Below are 20,474 nucleotides of genomic sequence, written 5' to 3'. Positions count from 1 at the left end.
CACCTCCTCTCCGCTGCTCGGGCCGGCGATCGCCGACCGGGGACGGGCTCCACCGGGAGTCGTGGAGCACAGCGCGGACGTCCGCGGCGCGGACTCCGCGCAGCATGGGGCGGTGATCCCCCCACGCCGTCTCCACGGCGGCGGCGATCCGATCGATCTCCCGTGCGCTCGGGCGCGGCGGTGACGGGAGCCCTCCCTGGTCGACGACGGCGGCGATGCCGGCGGCCGGGTCACGAGGCAGTGCTGTCCCCGCCGCGACGCCGGCCCAGAAGGCGTCGAGGCTGGCGCGGTCGCCCCAGCGCGGATCGCCCGCACCGATCCGCCGCCAGACGGCGGCGATGACCGCCGCCGTGGCCGTCATCTTGCGGACGCCGAGATGGAAGGCGACCTCGTTCGCGAGGTACCAGTGGCGGGCGCTGTACGGATCGGGCCCGCGGAGGGCGGCCGTGCGCTGGGTCGCGGCGCTGAGCCGCGCGAGGCGCAGCCGTCCCGTCGTCGACATCACGTCAGCCGAGGCCGCCTCGAGCAGCGCCCGGCCGAGGAGCCGCGCGTCGCGGTCGGCCCGCGCCGTCCGTGGACTCGTCGAGGCGCCGGCCACCCGGAGGAACGCCTCCAGCGCTCCCTCCCGGACGGCCGCGGGGGTGAGTGTGGCGAGCTGGTCGGGATCGAGGACGGCGTGGCGCGGACGCAGCGAGCGACCGACGAGGAGCCGGGCTCCGCAGCGGTTCCGGAGGATGGCGACGCTGTTCGTCTCCGACGACGTGCCGAGCGTCGTCGGCATCGCGACGATGTCGACCGGCGGAGGCGCGTCGGGCAGGATCGTGAGCGCCGAGGTCGCCGCGTGCCGCAGGGCGAAGTCCAGGAGGCGTCCGCGGCTGAGCGCGAGGGCCGCGATCTTGCTCGCATCGAGGACGCTTCCGCCGCCGACGGCCACGATGACCTCGGGCGGTCGTCGGACGAGCTCGTCGGCGATCAGGACGACGCCGAGCTCGTCCACCCCCGAGGCGTCCACCGTCATCGTCCGGGCGGACGCTGCGGCGGGAAGCGGGCGCGCGACGGCCGCGTCGGCGATCACCAGCGTGTCGCGTCCCGCTGTCAGAGCCGCCATCGTCTCTCGTGCGCGCGGCCCGTGCCACAGCGTGGGGACGCGTGCGGTGAACGGCACGGTCATGCCGCCGCCTCCCGCACCCGTGCCAGGCCGCCTCGCACGGCCCGGTCGGTCTCGGCCACCTCCGCGGGGGTGAAGCCGTAGCCGGGGATGAGCTGGAAGGAGCTCGGACCGGGGTGCACCACGACGCCGCTGTCGGCGATGGCGGACACCACCTCCAGGACGTCGGTCCCGGAGAGCGGGGACCCGTCCGGGCCGCGGAGCCCCACCCCGACGAAGCAGCCGCTGCCGGTGACGTCGGTGACGATCCCGTCCTCCTGCCAGGTCCGCGCGAGGCGGTGCAGCGTCGACGCCAGGGCCTGCGTGGTGGCCTCGACGTCGATGCGGCGGAGCTCGTCGATCACGGCGAGGACCGCGGCCGCGCAGGCCGGCGTGCCCGCCTGCGTCTCCCCGTGGACGAACGTCCATCCGCCGCGGGCGAACGCCGTCGCGACGCGGTCGCCGACGAGGAGCGCCGCCGCTCCCATCGCCCCGTTCGTCAGCGCCTTCGACACGAGGAGGACGTCCGGGGCGGCCGCCCAGCGGTCGGTGGCGAACATCGCGCCCGTGCGCCCGAAGCCGGTCGCCACCTCGTCTGCCACCAGCAGGAACCCATGCCGCTCCCTCAGCTCCAGGAGACGACGGACGAAGGCGGCGGACAGCGCGTGGGCGCCGCTCCCGAGGACGGGCTCCACGACGACGGAGGCGACGCGGGAGCCTTCACGCTCCAGCAGCGCTTCGAGCTCCGCCCCGTCGTCGGCGTGCGACACGTGCCGCACCGTGCGCCGGTCGACGCCGTAGACCGACTGCAGCAGGTCGTCGCCGCTCAGCACGTGGCTGCCGTACATCGTGCCGTGATAGCTGCCGCGCAGGCCGACGACGAGCGACCGCGAGCCCGCGCCCTGCTGCGCCCAGTACTGCCGGGCGAGCTTCATGGCGGCGTCGTTGGCCGCCCCGCCGGAGGTGGAGAAGATCACCCGCCGGTAGCGCTCGGAACCCGCGAGGGCGACGAGGGCATCGGCGGCGTCCTCGGCGTACCGGTGCGGGGCGCGGAACAGCGAGAGGTAGGAGGCGTCGCGCGTCGCCCTGCTCACGGCCTCGGTCACCGCCGGGTTGCCGAAGCCGAGGGGCACGTTCCACAGGCCGCTGGTCGCGCAGAGGCGGTCGGAGCCGTCGGCGTAGAAGAGGCGATGCCCGGAGGCGCCGACCGCCACCAGATCCGGAGGGAAGGCGGTGTCGGCGGGGAGCATCGACGTCCACAGCGCGTGCGGCGCGCTCATCGTGCTCCTCCCCCCGAGGCGTCCTCGATCCGCGCACCGAGGTGGACTCCGAGCGCGGCGAGCGCCTCCAGGCACAGGTGCCGCGCGTGGGCATCGGGCACTCCGCAGGCGCGGGCCACGCGCGCCGCCGCCCGCCCGCGTGTGCTCGAGGTCTGGATCGCGTCGACCACCGCAGCGGTCAGCGGGGACAGGAGGTGCCGGCGGAGCGTCCGGACATCGGCGAGCAGGAACCCCTCGGCGGTGTCGAGCAGGAACGGGTCGCCGGTCAAGGGTTCCGCGTCCGCGAGGTCGTCATCGAGGAGCGCCCACCCGAAGCCCGCGATCCGAGCGGCGCCGTTCGGCAAACGGAGCATCTTCCGGAGGTCGGCCACGTCGAGGTACCGGCGGACCCACGGCCGGCGGTCGAGCTCGACGACGAGGTCCGCCGAGCCGGGCACGCCACCCAGCGCCGACGCCAGGGGCAGGGCCTTCCCGAGGGCGGCGGGGAGGTCGTCCACGTGGCCGATCGCCTCCCCCTGCACTCCGAGATGCACACCGCCGTCCGCGTCGATGCGGAGGGCGCGCGGAGCCTCCACCTCCTGCGGGCGCGCGAGAGCGGAGCGGTCCGCGAGCAGCACCCGGGGGTCGAGTATCGCGGCGGCGAAGACCCCGGTGCCACGAGCGAGATCGGCGTCGTCGAGGAAGGCACGCCAGCTCGCCTCGTCGAAGAAGCGCATGGCCGTCGGCCCGACGATCTGGACGAAGGAGGCTGCGATGTAGTCCTGGAGCTCGACGCCGCGCTGCCCCAGGAAGAGCTCGTCGCCGAGGTCGGCGAGCCGTCCTCCGTAGCCGACGACCCGCGCCGACCCCGGCCGAGGCACCGATCCTGCGGGCTTGAGGATCACGTCCTCGGGGTCGGCCGCAGCCGCGAGGGCCTCAGCCCCGGTCTCCGCCTCGCGCAGGAACACGCGACCGCGTGCCGCATGTCCGCCCGTGACCCACGCCCGCAGGGCCTGCGGCCCGAGGAGCGGGTCCTCGCCCGTCGACCCGTCGTCCTGCCGTGCCGTCGTCGCACTCGTCCCCATGATCCCCCCAGAGAACCGGATCCATCTGACGCCTTTGCGTCTTCATATGAAGATATCCAGGCCTCTGACGAGGTGCAATATAACAGCTTTCGCGACCGCAGGCCTGGATCCCCGGTATGTCACGAGGCCCCCGGGACATCGGATAGGATGGACAGGTTGTTCCCTGGTGACGTGTCCGAGCGGCCGAAGGAGCACGCTTGGAAAGCGTGTGTTGTGCAAGCAACCGCGGGTTCGAATCCCGCCGTCACCGCCACAGACAGAGAAGACCTCCGCATCGCGGAGGTCTTCTCTCGTTTCGGGCGGCGTCAGCCGTCGAAGCGCACCCCGTACGTCAGACCACCGGGCGCGGACGGGAGCACGGTCATGCCGAGGCGCTCGTAGAACGCGGCCGCGCCGGAGTTCGCGGGGTCCATGCCGAGGTGCAGCGCCGGGACACCGCGCCGACGCAGCTCGGCGAAGAGCGTCTCGATGAGACCGCGACCGAGTCCCTGCCCCTGGGTCTCCGGCAGCAGGTCGATGTGCAGATGCGCCGGGTACTCGGCGGCATGCGGCTCGACTCCCGGCTCCCTGGTGTAGCCGTACTCGATCAGCTTCTCCTCGCGCGTCTGCGAGTCCGCCGATCGCGGATAGCGCGCGTGCAGGCCCGGCCACCACTCGTCGCGGAACCAGGCGTAGAAGGCGTCGGTGTCGTCGGTGGCGACGATGTAGCCGATGGTGCGCCCGTCCTCGGCCTCCACGACCCAGGCGAGGTCCGGGTGCCGCTCGACGTACGGCACCGCGAAGAGGTTCCCCCACAGCTCGTCATCGGACAGCACCCCGGTGGCGTCTCCCCCGGCGTCGGCCGTCCGCAGGCAGATCTCGAACATCGCCGGGCGATCGGTCGGACGGTAGGGACGGATGCGCGACACGGGGGCTCCTCGGACGGGTCAGGTTCCGCTCAGCCTATCGGCGCGGGCGGTCGCCTCGACGTCGCGTCGCACCCACGGCACCAGCCAGGCGGCGAGCACGAGGACGACGCCGGCGCCGACGAACGCCCCGCCGAGCGTGTCCGTGGCCCAGTGCACCGACAGGAAGGTGCGCGACAGGGCCATGAGCACGATCCAGGCCGCCCCCACGATCGCCACCCAGACCCGCGGGAAGAGCACCCAGAGCGCCAGGGCGATGGTCGCCGCATTCGCGGTGTGACCGGACGGGAACGAGCCGTAGTCGCTCACGACGAGCATGTCGTGCGGGCGGGCGCGGCCGAAGACGTTCTTCAAGAGCTGGACGGCACCGGCGCTGACGAGGAAGCACAACGCGGCGAACAGCGCCCCCCGCCATCGGCGCAGGAGCAGCAGGACGGCGATGGTCGCCAGCGGCACGGCGAGGATGGCGACCCAGCCACCGCCGATCCAGTTCAGCGCGAGGGCGAAGCTCAGCATCCAGTCCGCGCGGACCGCGGCGATCGTGTCGTTCCACCACTGGTCGAGCCCCGGCGTCTGCGGATACACGAAGACGACGAGTGCGCCGAGGGCAGTGGCCAGGAGGAGGCAGGCGACGCCCCACCACAGCAGCATCCGTCGATTCATCGTCCCATTGTGACGGACGCCCCCGCGATCGCGGGTCGCCGTGCCGGTCAGCGGGCGATGCGGGCGAGACCCTCCTCGAGATCCGCGATGAGGTCGGCCACGTCCTCGATGCCGACCGAGAGACGCACGACGTTCTCCGGGACGGCGAGCTCGGTGCCGCGGACCGACGCGTGGGTCATCTCCGGCGGGTAGCCGATGAGCGACTCCACGCCGCCGAGCGATTCGGCGAGCTGGAACACGCGGGTGCTCTCGGCGAAGGCCCGGGCGGCGTCCGCACCCGCGGCGAGACCGAGCGACAGCATGCCGCCGAAGCCGCTCATCTGCCGCGCCGCGATCTCGTGACCGGGGTGCGACGGGAGGCCGGGATAGAACACCTGCGCGAACTCCGGCCGCGCCTGGGCCCACTCGGCGATGGCCTGCGCGTTCTCGGAGTGCTGGCGCACCCGCACCGCGAGGGTCTTGATGCCGCGGGTCGTCAGCCAGGCGTCCAGAGGCGCGGAGACCGCACCCACCGCGAACTGCTGGAACTTCACGGCCTCGACGAAGCGGTCGTCACCGAAGACGACGGCACCGCCCAGCACGTCGGAGTGCCCGCCCAGGTACTTCGTCGTCGAGTGCACGACGAGATCGGCGCCGAGCGCGAGCGGCTGCTGCAGAGCCGGCGAGGCGAACGTGTTGTCCACCACGACGAGGGCACCGGCCGCGTGCGCCACCTCGACGATGAGCGCGATGTCGACGACCTTCAGCAGCGGGTTGCTCGGCGTCTCCAGCCACACGATGCGCGTCTCGGGACGGATCGCCGCGCGGATCACGTCGACGTCGGAGAGCTCGACCGTGGTCGTGTCGATCCCCCAGGGCGCGAGGACCTTCGTGAGCAGGCGGTAGGTGCCGCCGTAGACGTCGTTTCCGAGGAGAACGTGGTCGCCGGGCTTGAGGATGCCGCGCAGCAGCGCGTCCTCGGCCGCGAGACCGGACGCGAACGACAGCGCCCCGACCCCGCCCTCGAGAGCGGCGAGCTGCGTCTCCAGCGAGGAGCGCGTCGGGTTGCCCGCACGGTTGTACTCGTAGCCCTCCCGGAAGCCGCCGATGCCGTCCTGCACGTGCGTCGACGACTGGTAGATCGGCGGGATGATCGCCCCGGTGATCGGGTCGGGCGCCTGTCCGGCGTGGATGGCTCGGGTGGCGAAGGCGTGGTCGTGGTCGTGGTCGGACATGCCCTCAGCCTACGTCCGGGCCCTCCGACGGGTGCCGGCCTGTTACGTCCCGCGTCACCGGGAGAGGTAGCCGAGCAGGTCCTGTCGCGTCAGCACGGTGTGCGGCTTGCCGTCCTCGGTGACGAGGAGGGCGTCGGCGTCGGCGAGCGCGGCCCGTGCCTGCGCGACCGACGCGTGGATGCCGATGAGCGGGAGCCGCTCCCCCACGTGTGCGCCGACGGCGTCGCTCGGTTCGGCGTCGCCCCGGAAGAGCAGGTCGAGAAGGCCCTTCTCGTCGACGGTGCCCACGACCTCGCCCATCATCACCGGCGGCTCCGCGCTGAGGACGACGAGCTGCGAGACCTCGTACTCCGTCATCATGCCGATCGCCTCCAGCACCGTGTCGGTGGGGTGCGCGTGCACGAGGTCGGGGAGGCCGTGGCGGGAGGCCCGGGCGGCGAGCACGTCGGCGACTGTCTCCCCCTCCTCCACCTCGCTGAACCCGTAGGAGCGCATCCAGCCGTCGTTGAAGATCTTGCCCAGGTAGCCGCGTCCGCCATCCGGGAGGAGCACGACCATGACCGCATCCGCCGGCAGGTCCTTCGCCACCCGCAGCGCCCCGACGACGGCCATGCCGCTGGAGCCGCCGACGAGGATGCCCTCCTCGCGGGCCAGGCGCCGCGTCATCGCGAACGACTCCGCATCGCCGACCGCGACGATCTCGTGCGGGACGGCAGGGTCGTACGCTCCGGGCCAGATGTCCTCGCCCACGCCCTCGACGAGGTAGGGCCGACCGGTGCCGCCGCTGTAGACGCTGCCCTCGGGGTCGACGCCGATGATGCGCACCGCGTCGTCGGACACCTCGCGCAGGTAGCGTCCTGTACCGGTGATCGTGCCGCCCGTCCCCACCCCGGCGACGAAGTGCGTGACGCGCCCGTCGGTGTCGCGCCAGATCTCCGGCCCGGTCGTCTCGTAGTGGCTGCGCGGCCCGTTCGGGTTCTCGTACTGGTTCGGCTTGAAGGCCCCGGGGATCTCCCGTGCCAGCCGGTCGCTCACGCTGTAGTACGACTCGGGGCTGTCCGCCGGGACGGAGGTCGGGGTCACGACGACCTCGGCACCGTACGCGCGGAGCACGTCGATCTTGTCCTCGCCCACCTTGTCCGGGAGCACGAAGACGCACCGGTAGCCGCGCTGCTGGGCCACGAGGGCGAGCCCGACGCCGGTGTTGCCGCTCGTCGGCTCGACGATCGTGCCCCCCGGCTGCAGATCGCCCGCGGCCTCGGCGGCGTCGATGATGCGGGCCGCGATCCGATCCTTCGCCGATCCGCCCGGGTTCAGGTACTCGAGCTTCACGAGAACCGTGCACGCGATGCCCTCGGTGACGTGCTGGAGCTTCACCAGGGGCGTGTCGCCGACGAGGTCGACGATCGAGTCTGCGTACTTCATCTGTTCAGGGTACGGCGCGGGCCCTCGCCTCCGGGGCTGTGTTTCACCGCCGCTTCGACAGGCTCAGCGACCCAGAACCTGGGTCCCTGAGCCTGTCGAAGGGCCTGAGCCCGTCGAAGGGTCAGCCCTTCGTCGCGCCGGCCAGCAGGCCGCGCACGAAGAAGCGCTGAAGGGCGAAGAACACGATCAGCGGGACGATGATCGAGATGAACGTTCCCGCGGACTGCAGGAACCACTTGTTCCCCCAGGTCCCGGAGAGCGAGTTCAGCGCCTGCGTGATCGGCAGGGCACCGGGCGAGGCGAAGATCGTCGCGACCAGCAGGTCGTTCCACACCCAGAGGAACTGGAAGATCGCGAAGGACGCGATCGCCGGAGCCGCCAGCGGCAGGATGATCCGGAAGAAGACCTGACCGTGTCCGGCGCCGTCCACGCGGGCCGCCTCGATGATCTCGCCGGGGATCTCGGAGATGAAGTTGTGGAGCATGAACGTCGCCAGCGGCAGCGCGAAGATCGCGTGCGCGATCCAGACGCGGGCGAAGCTGTACTGCACCTCGTTCAGCCCGAACCCGGGGAAGATCGGCACGTCGTTGATCGTCAGCCCGTCCGAGAACAGGCTCAGCAGCGGCACGAGGGCCATCTGCAGCGGCACGATCTGCAGCGCGAACACGAAGATGAAGAGCATGTTCCGACCCTTGAAGTCGATCCATGCGAACGCGTACGCGGCGAGCGACGCCATCACGATCGGGAACACGGTCGCGGGGATCGTGATCGCCAGCGAGTTGATGAACGCCGTCGCGAGAGTCGTCGAGGTGCCGCCCGAGTTCCACGCCTGCACGTAGTTGTCGAACGTGAACTCCGGGTTGGAGAAGACCGTCCACCAGCCGCTGTTCTGCGTGTCGGCGCCCGGGCGGAACGACGTCACGAAGAGACCGAAGGTCGGGATCGTCCAGAAGAGCGCGATCACCGCGGCCGCGATCGTCGCCCCCTTCGAGGTCAGCTTCTTGTGGGCGGTCGCCTCGTTGCGGCGCGTGTCCCGCGCCACCTGGCGCTTGGTGCGGTTGTCCACGACGGTGGCCTGCGTTGCACTCATCAGCGGATCTCCCTCTGCTTGGCCATCGATCGGGCGTTGTAGATGATCAGCGGCAACACGAACAGGAACAGCACGACGGCGAGCGCCGACGAGTGCCCGTAGCTCTGGAACCGCTGCTGCTGGTTGACCATCTCGAAGCCGAGGACGCTGGTCTCGTCCCGTCCGCCGGTCATCACGGCGACGATGTCGTACACCTTGAGCGAGGCGATCGTGATGGTCGTGAGCACGACGATCAGCGACGACCGGATGCCGGGCACGGTCACGTTGCGGAAGCGCTGCCAGGCGTTCGTGCCGTCGAGCTCGGCCGCCTCCATCTGCTCCACCGGCACGGCCTTGATCGCGGCCGAGAGGATGACCATGGCGAAGCCGGTCTGGGTCCAGATGAACACGATGAGCAGCATGAGCGTGTTGAGGATCGGCTTGATCGCCAGCCACTGCACGGGGTCGCCGCCGAAAGCGGTCACGATCGCGTTGAGGAGACCGATCTGGTCACCCTGCCGGGCGTCGTACATGAACTTCCAGATGATGCCGGCGCCGACGAACGAGATCGCCACCGGCATGAAGACCAGCACCTTGAGGAACTTCTCGCCGCGGGCCCTGTCGATGAAGACGGCATAGGCGAGGCCGATGACCACGGAGATGACCGGAGCGAGCAGCGCCCAGATGATGGTGTTGATCACCGACGACGTGCCGACCGGGTTGGTGAAGACCCAGATGTAGTTCTCGAGCCCGACGAACTCGTCGCCGGTCTTGTCGAAGAAGGACTTGAAGATCGTCGAGATCGCCGGGTAGATGAGGCCGAGCAGCAGCATGATGGCCGCCGGGGCCATGAACAGCACGAGCTGGAAGAGATAGCCCGCTCCCTGCCGCGCGCGGAAGTCCGCGAAGAAGAGGAGCGCCCCGACGAGGAGCGCGATCGCGACGACGTACACGACGGCGTTCGCGTAGGGACGGAGCAGCAGCAGCGCGAGCACCGGGATGACGAGGCACGCGACCAGCCGCATGATGAAGTAGCCGCGACCAGGGCGGGGCGCGAACTCGATCAGCACGAGGATGATCGCCACGACCACGCCGAACACGAGCAGCACGGCGGGGATCTGCACCAGCGGATTCAGACCGCCCAGCCACAGGAAGAAGCTGTTGAGCGAGAACCCGATCGTGATCCGCGAGGACTCCTCGGTCGGGGCGGTGAAGACGAGGAGGAGAGCCAGCGCGACGACGACCACGAAGCCGATCGCGAGGATCGTGCGTGTGGTCTTCCTCCCCTTCTCGTCGGTGCCGTGCGTCGTCGGCGGCGCGTCAGCCTCGACGGGTTTCTCGATGGTCGCGTGCGACATGAACGTCCCCTTCTGGATCGTGCTGGGTTCCCGCGCAGTATGGATGGGTGGAGCGGGGCCGGGCTTGTGCAGCCCGGCCCCGCTCAGCCTGAGAAGATCGCGTCGAGGCGATCAGTTCTCGTAGCCGGCCTGGATGTCGGAGAGCACCGTGTCGGTGTCCTTGCCGTCGATCCAGTCGACCATCCCCTTCCAGAACGAGCCCGAGCCGACGGTCGACGGCATCAGGTCGGAAGCGTCGAACCGGAAGGTCGTCGCGTCGTCCTGCATGATGGTCATCGCCTCCTGGAGGAACTCGCTCGAGGCGAGGCTCGGGTCGGCGTTCTTGTTGGCGGAGATGACGCCACCGAGCTCGACACGGGCGTCGGCGAACTCCGGCGATGCCATGAACTCGAGCACCTGCTGGGTGGCCTCGTCGTCGGAGAAGGCCGCGACGAACTCGCCGCCACCCTCGACCTGGAGCTCACCGGCGGTCTCGCCCGGCATGATGAACGCGTAGACGTCGCCGTCCGGCGCGACCTCGGGGACGTTGCCGTCCGCGGTCTCCGTGTCGAGGAAGTTCGCCGACAGGAACGACGCCTGGTGGGTCAGCGCGCAGTCGCCCTTGGCCACCGCGTTGGCGACGTCACCGAAAGCGGTCGAGTTGATGCTCTTGACGTCGCCGTAGCCCGCGTTGACGTACTCCGGGTTGAGCAGGATCTCACCGACGGCGTCGAAGGCCTGCTTGATCTCGGGGTCGGTGAACTTCACGTCGCCGGCCACCCAGTCGTCGTACACGTCGGGGCCCGACTGGCGCAGGACGAGGTCCTCGATCCAGTCCGTCCCCGGCCAGCCCGACGCCGCCTCGGAGGCGAAGCCGGCGCACCAGGCGGGACCGCCGGTCTTCTCGACGATCGTGTCGGTCAGGGCGATCATGTCGTCCCAGGTCTCCGGGACCTCGACGCCCCACTCGGCGAACTGCTTCGGCGAGTACCAGACGTAGCCCTTGAGGTTCGCGAGCATCGGCGCCGCGTAGAAGGTGTCGTCGAACGTGCCGTACTTCTTCCAGTCCTCGGACCAGTTCTCGTCGACGGCGGACTCGACCGCCTCCGGCGCCGGCATGACCTTGCCGGTGTCGACGAGGGTCTTGAGCAGACCGGGCTGCGGGACGATCGCGATGTCGGGGGCGTCGCCACCGGTCACCTTGGTGACGATGTTGCCCTCGAAGCCCTTGTCGCCGGTGTACTCGACCTTGATCCCGGTGTCCTTCGTGAACTGCTCGAAGGAGGCGTTCAGGTCATCGGCCTCGACGCCCGTGATGCCGCCGGAGATCCGGACGGTGTCCTTGGTCTCTCCGCCCTCATCGCCCCCGCCCTCGGCGCAGCCGGCGAGCGCGAGAGACGCGACGCCGACGAGTGCGATGGGGGCGAGCAGGCGGTATCGCTGTGACAAAGCCATGTACTTCTCCTCTTCCGGTGGATCTTCAGTCCGCCCAAGGAGAGCAATCGCCACATCCATTGGGGAACCGATTCCAGGCCAACCTACTCGGGTTCCTTCGCGCCGTACAACTGGGGAAGGTTACAAGATCACAACCGTTTGAGGTCGGTGCCCTCCGTGTGGTGGGAGCGCTCCCAGTTCCACGGGTCTGGAACCGGTTCCTCCTCGCGTGTGGAACGGCTACGATGGCTCCCGGCGAGCGCCCGATGGCTCGCCGTCGTGGAACCGGGTCGAGGAGGACACGATGAGCACGATCGCCGACGTCGCGACGCGCGCCGGTGTGTCCAAGGCGACCGCGAGCCGCGCCCTGAGCGGCCGCGGCTACGTCTCGGAGGAGACGAGACAGCGCGTGGAGGAGGCGGCGCACGACCTCGCGTACGTCGCGCACTCCTCCGCCACCAGCCTGGCGACCGGGCGCACCGGCACCATCGGCCTGGTGATGCCACCGGTCGACCGGTGGTTCTTCTCGGAGCTGCTGGCGGGCGTGCAGGAGGCGCTGCTCGTGCGCGACCACGACCTGTCGCTGTACGGCGTCCCTGAGCGCTCGGAGACCAGGGAGCGGCTGTTCGAGAGCGTGCTGCCCGGTCGGAGATTCGACGGCATCATCGCCGTCGGCATCCAGCCCAGCGCCCGCGAGCTGGAGCGCCTGCACCGCACCGGGCGCCCGCTCGTCAGCGTGGGGCCCTACAGCGCCGGATCGAGCGCCGTGTCGATCGACGACGCGGCCGCCGCCCGGATCGCCACCGAGCACCTGATCGAGCTCGGCCACACCGACATCGCCTTCGTGGGCGGCGCCACCGACGACACCGACCTCAGTTACGGCGACGCCCGACGCCTGGCCGGCTACCGGGAGGCGCTGCACGCGGCGGGGCTGACTCCGCGGGCGCGCATCGCCGGGGCGGCCCCCACGATGCCCGGCGGCTATGCCGCGGCGGCGGGACTTCTCGGCGACCGTCGCCACCGACCGACCGCCATCGTCGGCGTGTGCGACGAGGCCGCCATCGGCGCCGTGATCGCCGCCCGCCGCCTGGGCATCGCGGTGCCGACCGAACTCAGCGTCGTCGGCATCGACGACCACGAGCACGCGGAGATGTTCGCCCTCACGACCATCGGGCAATCGCCGCGGGACCAGGGCCGGGAGGCCGTGCGCCTGCTCATGCGACGGATGAGCGAGCCCGACGCTCCGGTCGAGCACGTCGGGGCCGCTTCGGCGCTCGTCGTCCGCAGCTCGACCGCGGCGCCGCGCTGACCCCGCAGACGCACGAAGGCCCCGGGCGGAACCCGGGGCCTTCGCAGAAGCGCTGGTGCGCTGGAATTACTTGAGGGTGACGGTCGCGCCGGCCTCTTCCAGAGCAGCCTTGGCCTTCTCGGCCGTCTCCTTGTTGGCGCCCTCGAGGACGGCCTTCGGAGCACCGTCGACGACGGCCTTGGCCTCGCCGAGGCCGAGCGAGGTGAGCTCGCGGACAGCCTTGATGACCTGGATCTTCTTGTCGCCAGCGGCCTCGAGGATGACGTCGAAGGAGTCCTTCTCCTCCTCGGCCGCGGCCTCGCCCGCGCCACCGGCGGCACCGGCGACGGCGACGGGAGCAGCAGCGGTGACCTCGAACTTCTCCTCGAACGCCTTCACGAACTCGTTGAGCTCGATGAGGGTCAGGCCGGCGAACTGCTCGAGCAGCTCCTCGGTGGAAAGCTTCGCCATGATGTATCTCCTAGATAGATGGGGTTTGTAGACGAGATCGCCGGTCGCTTACGCGGCCTCGGCGGTCTCCAGCTTTTCGCGAAGCGCGTCGATGGTGGCCGCAGCCTTGCCCATCGTCGCCTTCATCATGCCCGCGGCCTTCGCCAGCAGAACCTCGCGGCTCTCGAGCGAGGCGTACGTGTTGACCTCGTCGGCGGTGAGGGCCTTGCCCTCGAAGATGCCCGACTTGATCACGAGAAGCGGGTTGGCCTTGGCGAAGTCACGCAGAGCCTTGGCGGTGGCGACGAAGTCACCGTGCACGAACGCGACAGCCGACGGCCCCTTGAGGTCGTCGTCCAGCGCGGAGATGCCTGCCTTGTTGGCGGCGATCTTGGTCAGCGTGTTCTTCACCACGGCGTACTCAGCGTCCTGACGGATGCTGTTGCGCAGCTGCTTGAGCTGGGCAACCGTCAGACCGCGGTACTCGGTCAGCAGGACGGCGTTCGAGTTCTCGAATGACTTCGTGAGCTCGTTGACCGATGCATCCTTCTGCGCCATGGTCACTCCTTGGTGTGTACGAGGCGCCGCACGGTGGTGGGGCGCCGGCCTCCGACCCCCTGCAAAAGAGAAGAGCTCCGGCGCAAGCGCACGGAGCTCGGAAGTTCGTGACACCTGCGCGGGCCCCTGCGATGCAGAGCTTCGATCCTGTGCACTCGCGCGCACACGATGACCAGCGGTCTTCGGTTATGACCACTGTACCCCACCCCCACCTCTCCCCCAAATCCCCCCTCCTCTTCCCGTCGACCCACCCCTTTGCGTGCACCCCGGCCCCTTACGCCTGCATGCACGGGGCCGGAGGGCACGGAAGGGGGTGGGTCAAGGGTTCACCGGGCGAAGAGACGGAAGGCACGGAAGTGCGCGTCGGCCGCGGCGAGGGAGGCGACGTGCTCGCTCGACACCCGGATCACCTGCCAGCCGGTGGTTCCGCGCACCCAGTCCTCGCGGATCTTCTCGTCGAGCACGACGCTCTCCGCGGTGCGGCCCCCGCGGAGCTCGTCATCCAGGTACTTGTCACGGCCGTCGCACTCCACGAAGGTGCGGGACTGGTCGACGGCGATGCCCATCCAGAACCGGCCGCCGCGCGGTCCGTCCACCGGCACCTGCAGCCGCGGTCTGCCGAAGCCGAGCTGATGGAGCCGGTACCGCGTCACGCTCTCCAGAGGCAGTTTCGCGCGACCGTCGGCCAGGCCCACGATCCGGCGAGCCTGCACGATGCCGCGGAGCCGTGGACGGCGGACCCGATCCGCGAGGTCCGCCAGGAGAGCCTGCTCCGCGGTGTCGTCGAACTCCCACGGGTCACCGCCGACCAGAGCGAGGGCGGCATCCGCGACCGCGAGAGCCGCCTCCGGAGCGACCGTGCGGGCGAGGTCGACGACCGTCCGGGCGAGGGAGGTGCAGCGGATGCCGTCGCGCTCCACGATGTCACCGGCGGCAACAGTGCCCTCGTGCCGCAGGATCCCGGACGTGCTGTGCCGGCGGTCCGGTGGCGCCGTCACATGGACCCTCGTCGGACGCACCCGATACAGCGGCAGTCCCCACAGCACCGCAGCCGAGGCGTGCGAGAACACGGGCCCTGGCCCCGAGGCCGCGAGGTCGGCGGCCACCACCTCCGCACGATGCCGGGACTCCGGGGCGAGCTCGCTCCAGGTCCGCAGCGCGAGGTACCACCCACGGCGCACACGATGCAGCTGCCGCCCTTCCACCGCGGCGTGGAGCGTCCGAGACCCCCAGCCCTCCTCCTCCAGCCGTCGACGACCGAGGAGCATCCCCCTGATCTCCTCCACGCTCACCTGTCTCATCCCCCGACTCTCCCCTCTCCTCTCGCCGCTCCCCCGCCTTCCCCGGTTTCTCCACACCCCTCTCTCCCCTCCCGCCCCTTGTGCAGGAATCGTCCTCCCCTGCCGCCCCACCCCCTTGCGTTCGATCCACCCCCCTACGCGCGTGCGCAGGGGGCCGGGACGCACGCAAGGGGTGCGTCGGCGGGAGGGGGCGGCGTGTACGACGGGAACGGGGGTGGGGGAGAGTTAGAGTCTTCTGGTGACCCCGGAACTCCAAGCTCGCATCGTCGCGGACTCACGCGACCGCGTGGCATGGATGAGGGCACGATCGCGCGGCATCACGGCCACCGACGTCGCCGGGCTCACCAGCGAGCGCTCGATCGCCCGTGCTGCCGACGCCAAGCTCGGCGGCGGGCCGCGGTTCGGCGGCAACGCCTACACCGACCACGGCCGGCGCCGCGAGCCGGAGATCGCCGCCTGGGTCGCGGCCACGCACGGCATCTTCCCCTCCTCCGCGCTGTTCCACGCTGAGGTCGAGCACCGCCACCTGGCGACCCCCGATGGCATCTCGGTGGACGCGGACGGCCGTGTCAGCCTCGCGGAGATCAAGACCACCAACAAGGCCTTCCGGGGATCCCCGCACCTACCTGCGTCAGGTGTGGTGGCAGCAGCACGTGCTGGGCGCCGAGCGCACCCTGTTCGTCTGGGAGGAGCACGTCGACTTCTCCCCCGTCCACGACGAGCCCCGCTGCGTGTGGATCGACCGCGACGACCGCGAGATCGCCAAGCTCGTGGGGCTCGCCACCGACCTCATCGACGAGCTGTACCGCCGCACGACCGGACGCACGGTCCCGGCCCGCTCCGCGTCCCCGGCGGACAGCCGTCGGGAGCAGCTCCGCGAGCGCGACGCCTTCCGCGCCCTCGCCCTCGCCGACTGACCGCGCGGCGGCGATGCCGTCCCGGTCGCGTCAGGGTTCGCGAGCGAGCACCCGACGCGCCTCCCCCGCGACCTCGGACGCGATCGTGTCGAGGAGCGCGGAGCGCAGGTTCCACTGCTGCCAGTACAGCGCCACGCGCAGAATCGGACCGCCGAGCGCCACGAGTCCCGGCACCTCCTGCAGCCGCGGCACCATCCCCCAGCCGAGGCCGAGGCCGACGGCGAGCGCATAGTCGTGCGACGCCGGGACGTAGTGCCGGGGAACGCCGGCCGCCGGCACGCCCCGCGCGGCCAGCCACTCGTGCTGCAGGGTGTCCCGGCGGTCGAAGTCGACGAACGGCGCGTGCGCCAGAGCATCGGGGGTGACGCCGTCCGGGAACCATCGCCGGGCGTAGGCGGGTTCGGCCATGGCGCGGTACTCGAGCACGCCGAGGGGCGCGACCGTGCACCCCGCGACCGCCGTGGCCTCGCTCGTGACCGCCGCCATGACGGTCCCCGATTCGAGCAGGCGGGCGGTGAAGTTCTGATCGTCGCGGTGCAGGTCGACATCGATGTCGTGCGCGGCGGAGAGCCGGGCCATCGGTGCCAGGAACCAGGTCGCCATCGAATCCGCGTTGACGGCGAGCGGCACGCTGATCCGCCGCCCCTCAGCGCTCCCCTCGATCCCGACTCCCGCGAGAGCATCCTCTTCGAGGAGGGCGATCTGCCGCGCGAGCCGCACGACGGACTCCCCCGCCTCGGTGAGGCGGACCGGCTTGCTACGCACGAGGAGGATCCGCCCGAGCTGCTGCTCCAGCGCCTTGAGACGCTGACTGACCGCGGACGGGGTGACCTGCAGCCGACGCGACGCGGCATCGAGAGTGCCCTCGTCGGCGACGGCGGCGAGCGTGGCGGCGAGCCCCGGGTCGATCCTCACATCAGTGATGCTAATGGTGCGGAAGGAATCTTCGCTGCACCTCATGCTCAGCCCTCATAGGCTCGACACATGCTCACGGTCCTCGCCGGTCTCGGCCTCGGTCTCTCCCTCATCGTCGCGATCGGCGCACAGAACGTGTTCGTGCTGCGTCAGGGCATCCGGCGCGAGCACGTCCTCGCCGTCGTGATCGTCTGCGCCCTCTCCGACGCCGTGCTGATCATCGCCGGTGTCGCGGGGCTCGGGTTCGTGCTGTCCGCCGCACCCTGGCTCGTCGTCGTGGCTCGCTGGGCAGGGGCGCTGTTCCTCCTCGGATACGGACTGCTTGCGGCGCGGCGGGCCTGGCGGGGCGGCGAGGAGCTGGTGGTCGACGGGGGCGACGCCCCGGTCTTCGAGGCGTCCGGGGGCACCGGCACGCTCACCCGCACCCGCCTCGCCCCGGTGATCCTCACGACGCTGGCGTTGACGTGGCTGAACCCGCATGTGTACCTCGACACGGTGCTGATGCTCGGGTCGATCGCGGCGACGCACGGGGACGAGCGGTGGCTGTTCGCGGCCGGGGCGGTCGCGGCGAGCATCCTCTGGTTCACCGCCCTCGGCTTCGGCGCCCGCTACCTCGGACGGTGGCTCCGCACCCCGCGCTCCTGGCGCATCCTCGACGCGGTGATCGCGGTCGTGATGATCACGCTCGCGGTGAGCCTCGTGCTCCCGGTGCTCGGCGGCTAGGCGTTCACCCGGCCTCGATCTGCGACACCCGCGCCCGGATGAGCGCGCGGACCGCCTCGACCGGAAGGGGGTGCTCCGGCTGGAACCGGATCGTCCCCTTGTCGAGGCTGACCCCGGGGTGACCGTCGAGGAAACCCGCTATGGCAGCGACCGCCGCGGGGCTGAACGGGTAGACGCCGATGTGCTTCTTCGCACGCATCACCGAGAGCAGCGGCTTGCCGTAGTAGACGAGGGCCGGCATCCCGTAGCCCTTGCCCTGTTCCGCCTCCGGCACCTCCTCCGTGGCGATCGCGTACACGCCATCGATCACCGCACGGTCTGCGGCGTCGAGATCGGTCAGGTAGTCGTCGATGGTGCCCACGCACCGCATCCTGCCACCGATCGCCCGCGGGGTCGAGGACTCACGCGCCGTCGAGGGGCCGGAGGATGCGGGTGAGGAACCGCTGCGTGCGCTCGTGCTGCGGAGCGCTGAACAGCTCGGCGGGCGGCCCCTGCTCGACGACGACGCCGTCGTCCAGGAAGAGCACATGGTCTGCGGCCTCGCGGGCGAAGCTCAGCTCGTGGGTGACGACGGCCATCGTCCATCCCTCGTCGGCGAGCTCCTTGATGACGAGCAGCACCTCTCCCACGAGCTCCGGGTCGAGCGCGCTCGTCGGCTCGTCGAACAGCAGCAGGTCCGGCTGCAGGGCCAGTGCCCGCACGATGCCCACCCGCTGCTGCTGCCCGCCGGAGAGCTGATGCGGCCGCGCGTCCGCCTTGTCGGCGAGACCGACCCGGGCGAGCAGCGCCTGCGCCTCGGCGACGACCTCGGCCTTCGGACGGCCCTGCACCCGCCACGGCCCTTCGATCACGTTCTCCAGCACGGTCAGGTGCGGGAAGAGGTTGTGATGCTGGAACACCATCGCCGACCGGTCACGCAACGCGAGCCGCTGCTGCTTCGCGACGCGGGGCTTCGGGCGGATCTCCGGTGCGAAGTCGATCTCCGGGCCCCCGGCCATCGCGATGGTGCCGGCGTCCGGGGTCTCCAGGCCGTTCAGGGCGCGCAGGACGGTCGTCTTCCCCGAGCCGCTGGGCCCGATGAGCACCACGACCTCGCCGCGGTGCAGGGTGAGGTCGAAGCCGCGCAGCACCTCGGTGGTGCCGAAACTCTTGTGCAGGCCCCGTGCGGTGAGCAGCGGTTCGGCCGTGGGGTCAGTGCGCGACACGACTGTCGAGCCTCCTCTCCAGGGCGCTCTGCCCGAAGGAGAGCACCAGGCAGATCACCCAGTAGACCAGCGCCGCAGCCAGGTACAGCACCATGAACTCGAGCGTGGCGGAGGCGATCTGCTGCGCCACCTTGAACAGCTCCGTCACGAGGATCAGCGAGGTGAGGGAGGTGTCCTTCACGAGCGAGATGAACGTGTTGGACAGCGGCGGCACCGACACCCGGGCAGCCTGCGGGAGGATGATACGGGTCAGCGTGCGGGTGCGGTTCATCCCCACCGTATAGGCGGCCTCCCACTGCCCCTTCGGCACCGAGAGGATCGCCGCCCGTACGACCTCGGCGCCGTAGCCGCCGACGTTGAGCGAGAGCGCGATGATGGCGCTCGGCCACGGATCGAGGGTCACCCCGACGGACGGCAGGCCGTAGAAGATCACGAAGAGCTGCACGAGCATCGGCGTGCCGCGGATCACCGAGATGTAGAACCGCGCGATGCCGGACACCACCGGATGCACCGAGATCCGCATCAGCGCCATGCCGATCGCGATCACGAGCCCCAGCGCGAACGACACCAGGGCGAGCGGGATCGTCGCCGTCAGCCCCGCCCAGGCGATCGGCCCGAGCGAGGAGAAGAAGAGCTCCCAGGGATTCTGCATCGCCTACTGCGAGACGTCTTCGCCGAAGTACTTCTCGCTGATCTCGGCCAAGGTGCCGTCGGCACGGAGCGTGTCGAGCGCTTCGTCGACCGCATCGACGAGCGCCTCCTTGTCCTTCGTGAACACGAAGGCCTGCTCACCGGCGTCATCGGTCTCCGCCGCGATCTTCAGGCCCGTCGGGCTGTTGGTCGTCTCGTAGTCGAGGAACGTCAGCTTGTCGTTGACGGTCGCATCCACCCGGCCCTGGCGGAGGAGCTCCACGGCCTGCGCCCACCCCTCGACGCCCTCGACCTTGGCGCCGGACTCGGTGGCCAGCTCGTACCAGTTGCTCGTGAGGGACTGCGCCGTCGTCTTGCCCTCGAGGTCGTCGAAGGACGAGATGGAGTCGTCGTCCTCCTTCACCACGATCACGCCGGGCGACACCGTGTACGGGGTGCTGAAGAGGTACTTCGCCTCGCGCTCCTCGTTGATCGACACCTGGTTCGCGATCACGTCGAAGCGGCCGGCGTCGAGACCCGCGAAGATCGCATCCCACTGCGTCTCCTGGAACTCGACCTTCAGGCCGAGCTCGTCGGCGACGGCCTGAATGATCTCGACGTCGTAGCCGGTGAGGTCACCGGAACCGCCGTCGTCGTGGAAGCTGAACGGGCGGTAGGTGCCCTCGGTCGCGACCGTCAGCGTGCCGTCCTTCACCAGGCCGAAGTCGGAGCCCGCGGCGCCCTCGCCGTCCGTGCTCGCGGGCGTGCTGGACCCGCTGCAGGCGGTCAGCGCGGCGGCGGCGACGACGAGTGCGGTGACGGCGATGAGACGACGGGACATGGACCCTCCTGGGGTGAGAAAGCGCGGGAGCGAGTTTACGCGACGACCGCGGGAACTCCCCCACAGTACGCGGCGCCTCCGACGTCAGCGCATCGGATGACGCCGGAT

19 protein-coding genes, 1 tRNA gene and 2 pseudogenes are annotated in these 20,474 nt (G+C 70.4%); 4 read left to right on the top strand and 18 right to left on the bottom strand.

The genetic code is table 11. The features are described 5' to 3' along the window. Nucleotides 1-67 precede the first annotated feature (67 nt). From mpaC to mpaB, 3 genes and pseudogenes are all read right to left on the bottom strand, one after another. Nucleotides 68-1,108: pseudogene (gene mpaC / locus AC2W7E_RS09315) on the bottom strand (daptide-type RiPP biosynthesis dehydogenase); the annotation flags it as partial. Between the two features lie 59 nt (nucleotides 1,109-1,167). Further along, a complete protein-coding gene (gene mpaD, locus AC2W7E_RS09310; RefSeq protein ID WP_485988972.1) occupies nucleotides 1,168-2,427 on the bottom strand; it encodes a daptide-type RiPP biosynthesis aminotransferase in 1,260 nt (419 codons plus the stop codon). Then, a complete protein-coding gene (mpaB, locus tag AC2W7E_RS09305) occupies nucleotides 2,424-3,491 on the bottom strand; it encodes a daptide biosynthesis RiPP recognition protein (RefSeq protein WP_485988971.1) in 1,068 nt (355 codons plus the stop codon). Before mpaB ends, mpaD begins: the two co-directional genes overlap by 4 nt. A gap of 165 nt (nucleotides 3,492-3,656) precedes the next feature. Between mpaB and AC2W7E_RS09300 the strand changes: the two genes are divergently transcribed. Then, nucleotides 3,657-3,744, top strand: a tRNA-Ser gene (locus AC2W7E_RS09300). 52 nt (nucleotides 3,745-3,796) lie between these two features. Here the strand turns inward: AC2W7E_RS09300 and AC2W7E_RS09295 are convergent. From AC2W7E_RS09295 to AC2W7E_RS09265, 7 genes are all read right to left on the bottom strand, one after another. Further along, entirely contained in the window at nucleotides 3,797-4,399 is a 603-nt protein-coding gene (locus AC2W7E_RS09295) for a GNAT family N-acetyltransferase (protein ID WP_485988970.1), read from the bottom strand. A gap of 18 nt (nucleotides 4,400-4,417) precedes the next feature. Further along, the gene (locus AC2W7E_RS09290) at nucleotides 4,418-5,059 is read right to left on the bottom strand and encodes a phosphatase PAP2 family protein (protein WP_485988969.1); all 642 of its coding nucleotides are present in this window, start codon (nucleotides 5,057-5,059) and stop codon (nucleotides 4,418-4,420) included. A gap of 47 nt (nucleotides 5,060-5,106) precedes the next feature. Beyond that, a complete protein-coding gene (locus tag AC2W7E_RS09285) occupies nucleotides 5,107-6,273 on the bottom strand; it encodes a cystathionine gamma-synthase (protein ID WP_025104233.1) in 1,167 nt (388 codons plus the stop codon). Nucleotides 6,274-6,327: 54 nt separating this feature from the next. Continuing rightward, nucleotides 6,328-7,698, bottom strand: a complete 1,371-nt coding sequence (locus tag AC2W7E_RS09280; RefSeq protein WP_062765045.1) for a cystathionine beta-synthase — start codon at nucleotides 7,696-7,698, stop codon at nucleotides 6,328-6,330. Nucleotides 7,699-7,819: 121 nt separating this feature from the next. After that, nucleotides 7,820-8,788: a carbohydrate ABC transporter permease gene (locus AC2W7E_RS09275; RefSeq protein ID WP_025104231.1), complete on the bottom strand. Its 969-nt coding sequence runs from the start codon at nucleotides 8,786-8,788 to the stop codon at nucleotides 7,820-7,822. Further along, a complete protein-coding gene (locus tag AC2W7E_RS09270; protein ID WP_025104230.1) occupies nucleotides 8,788-10,125 on the bottom strand; it encodes a carbohydrate ABC transporter permease in 1,338 nt (445 codons plus the stop codon). The genes AC2W7E_RS09275 and AC2W7E_RS09270 overlap by 1 nt, the downstream gene beginning before the upstream one ends. Before the next feature lie 111 nt (nucleotides 10,126-10,236). Further along, entirely contained in the window at nucleotides 10,237-11,559 is a 1,323-nt protein-coding gene (locus AC2W7E_RS09265) for an ABC transporter substrate-binding protein (RefSeq protein ID WP_249520874.1), read from the bottom strand. A 283-nt stretch (nucleotides 11,560-11,842) separates the two neighbouring features. Here AC2W7E_RS09265 and AC2W7E_RS09260 point away from each other — a divergent pair, with 283 nt between their 5' ends. Continuing rightward, on the top strand, nucleotides 11,843-12,847 hold the full coding sequence (locus AC2W7E_RS09260; protein ID WP_485988968.1) for a LacI family DNA-binding transcriptional regulator: 1,005 nt from the start codon (nucleotides 11,843-11,845) through the stop codon (nucleotides 12,845-12,847). Between the two features lie 66 nt (nucleotides 12,848-12,913). Here AC2W7E_RS09260 and rplL read toward each other — a convergent pair whose 3' ends face one another. The 3 genes from rplL to AC2W7E_RS09245 all read right to left on the bottom strand — a co-directional run bounded on the left by rplL (nucleotide 12,914) and on the right by AC2W7E_RS09245 (nucleotide 15,135). Beyond that, nucleotides 12,914-13,297, bottom strand: coding sequence for a 50S ribosomal protein L7/L12 (gene rplL, locus AC2W7E_RS09255; RefSeq protein ID WP_025104227.1), 384 nt, complete (start codon nucleotides 13,295-13,297; stop codon nucleotides 12,914-12,916). 48 nt (nucleotides 13,298-13,345) lie between these two features. Then, the gene (gene rplJ, locus AC2W7E_RS09250; protein WP_025104226.1) at nucleotides 13,346-13,834 is read right to left on the bottom strand and encodes a 50S ribosomal protein L10; all 489 of its coding nucleotides are present in this window, start codon (nucleotides 13,832-13,834) and stop codon (nucleotides 13,346-13,348) included. A gap of 326 nt (nucleotides 13,835-14,160) precedes the next feature. Next, nucleotides 14,161-15,135, bottom strand: a complete 975-nt coding sequence (locus tag AC2W7E_RS09245; protein ID WP_485988967.1) for a hypothetical protein — start codon at nucleotides 15,133-15,135, stop codon at nucleotides 14,161-14,163. A gap of 238 nt (nucleotides 15,136-15,373) precedes the next feature. Between AC2W7E_RS09245 and AC2W7E_RS09240 the strand changes: the two are divergent. Beyond that, a pseudogene (locus AC2W7E_RS09240) lies at nucleotides 15,374-16,052 on the top strand (YqaJ viral recombinase family protein). Nucleotides 16,053-16,082: 30 nt separating this feature from the next. On the opposite strand, the gene AC2W7E_RS09235 reads toward AC2W7E_RS09240, so the two are convergent. Then, a complete protein-coding gene (locus AC2W7E_RS09235) occupies nucleotides 16,083-16,967 on the bottom strand; it encodes a LysR family transcriptional regulator ArgP (protein WP_485988966.1) in 885 nt (294 codons plus the stop codon). Between the two features lie 69 nt (nucleotides 16,968-17,036). Between AC2W7E_RS09235 and lysE the strand changes: the two genes are divergently transcribed. Next, nucleotides 17,037-17,690, top strand: coding sequence for an L-lysine exporter (gene lysE / locus AC2W7E_RS09230; protein WP_217316485.1), 654 nt, complete (start codon nucleotides 17,037-17,039; stop codon nucleotides 17,688-17,690). A 4-nt stretch (nucleotides 17,691-17,694) separates the two neighbouring features. On the opposite strand, the gene AC2W7E_RS09225 is transcribed toward lysE, so the two are convergent. The 4 genes from AC2W7E_RS09225 to AC2W7E_RS09210 are packed head-to-tail and all read right to left on the bottom strand — an operon-like array spanning nucleotide 17,695 to nucleotide 20,366. Further along, complete coding sequence (locus AC2W7E_RS09225) at nucleotides 17,695-18,051, bottom strand: iron chaperone (protein ID WP_485988965.1); 357 nt, start codon at nucleotides 18,049-18,051, stop codon at nucleotides 17,695-17,697. A gap of 40 nt (nucleotides 18,052-18,091) precedes the next feature. Then, nucleotides 18,092-18,895, bottom strand: a complete 804-nt coding sequence (locus AC2W7E_RS09220; RefSeq protein ID WP_085606301.1) for an amino acid ABC transporter ATP-binding protein — start codon at nucleotides 18,893-18,895, stop codon at nucleotides 18,092-18,094. After that, nucleotides 18,882-19,547: an amino acid ABC transporter permease gene (locus AC2W7E_RS09215; protein WP_085606303.1), complete on the bottom strand. Its 666-nt coding sequence runs from the start codon at nucleotides 19,545-19,547 to the stop codon at nucleotides 18,882-18,884. The genes AC2W7E_RS09220 and AC2W7E_RS09215 overlap by 14 nt, the downstream gene beginning before the upstream one ends. A 3-nt stretch (nucleotides 19,548-19,550) precedes the next feature. Continuing rightward, nucleotides 19,551-20,366 carry an amino acid ABC transporter substrate-binding protein gene (locus tag AC2W7E_RS09210; protein ID WP_025102335.1) on the bottom strand — a complete coding sequence of 272 codons (816 nt, stop codon included), beginning with the start codon at nucleotides 20,364-20,366 and terminating at the stop codon, nucleotides 19,551-19,553. Between the last annotated feature and the right edge of the window lie 108 nt (nucleotides 20,367-20,474).

It is taken from the genome of Microbacterium sp. CFSPD4_SD4 (assembly GCF_057364585.1).
Note: the sequence above shows the minus strand (reverse complement) of the source record. Positions and strands in the feature narration are given on the sequence as shown.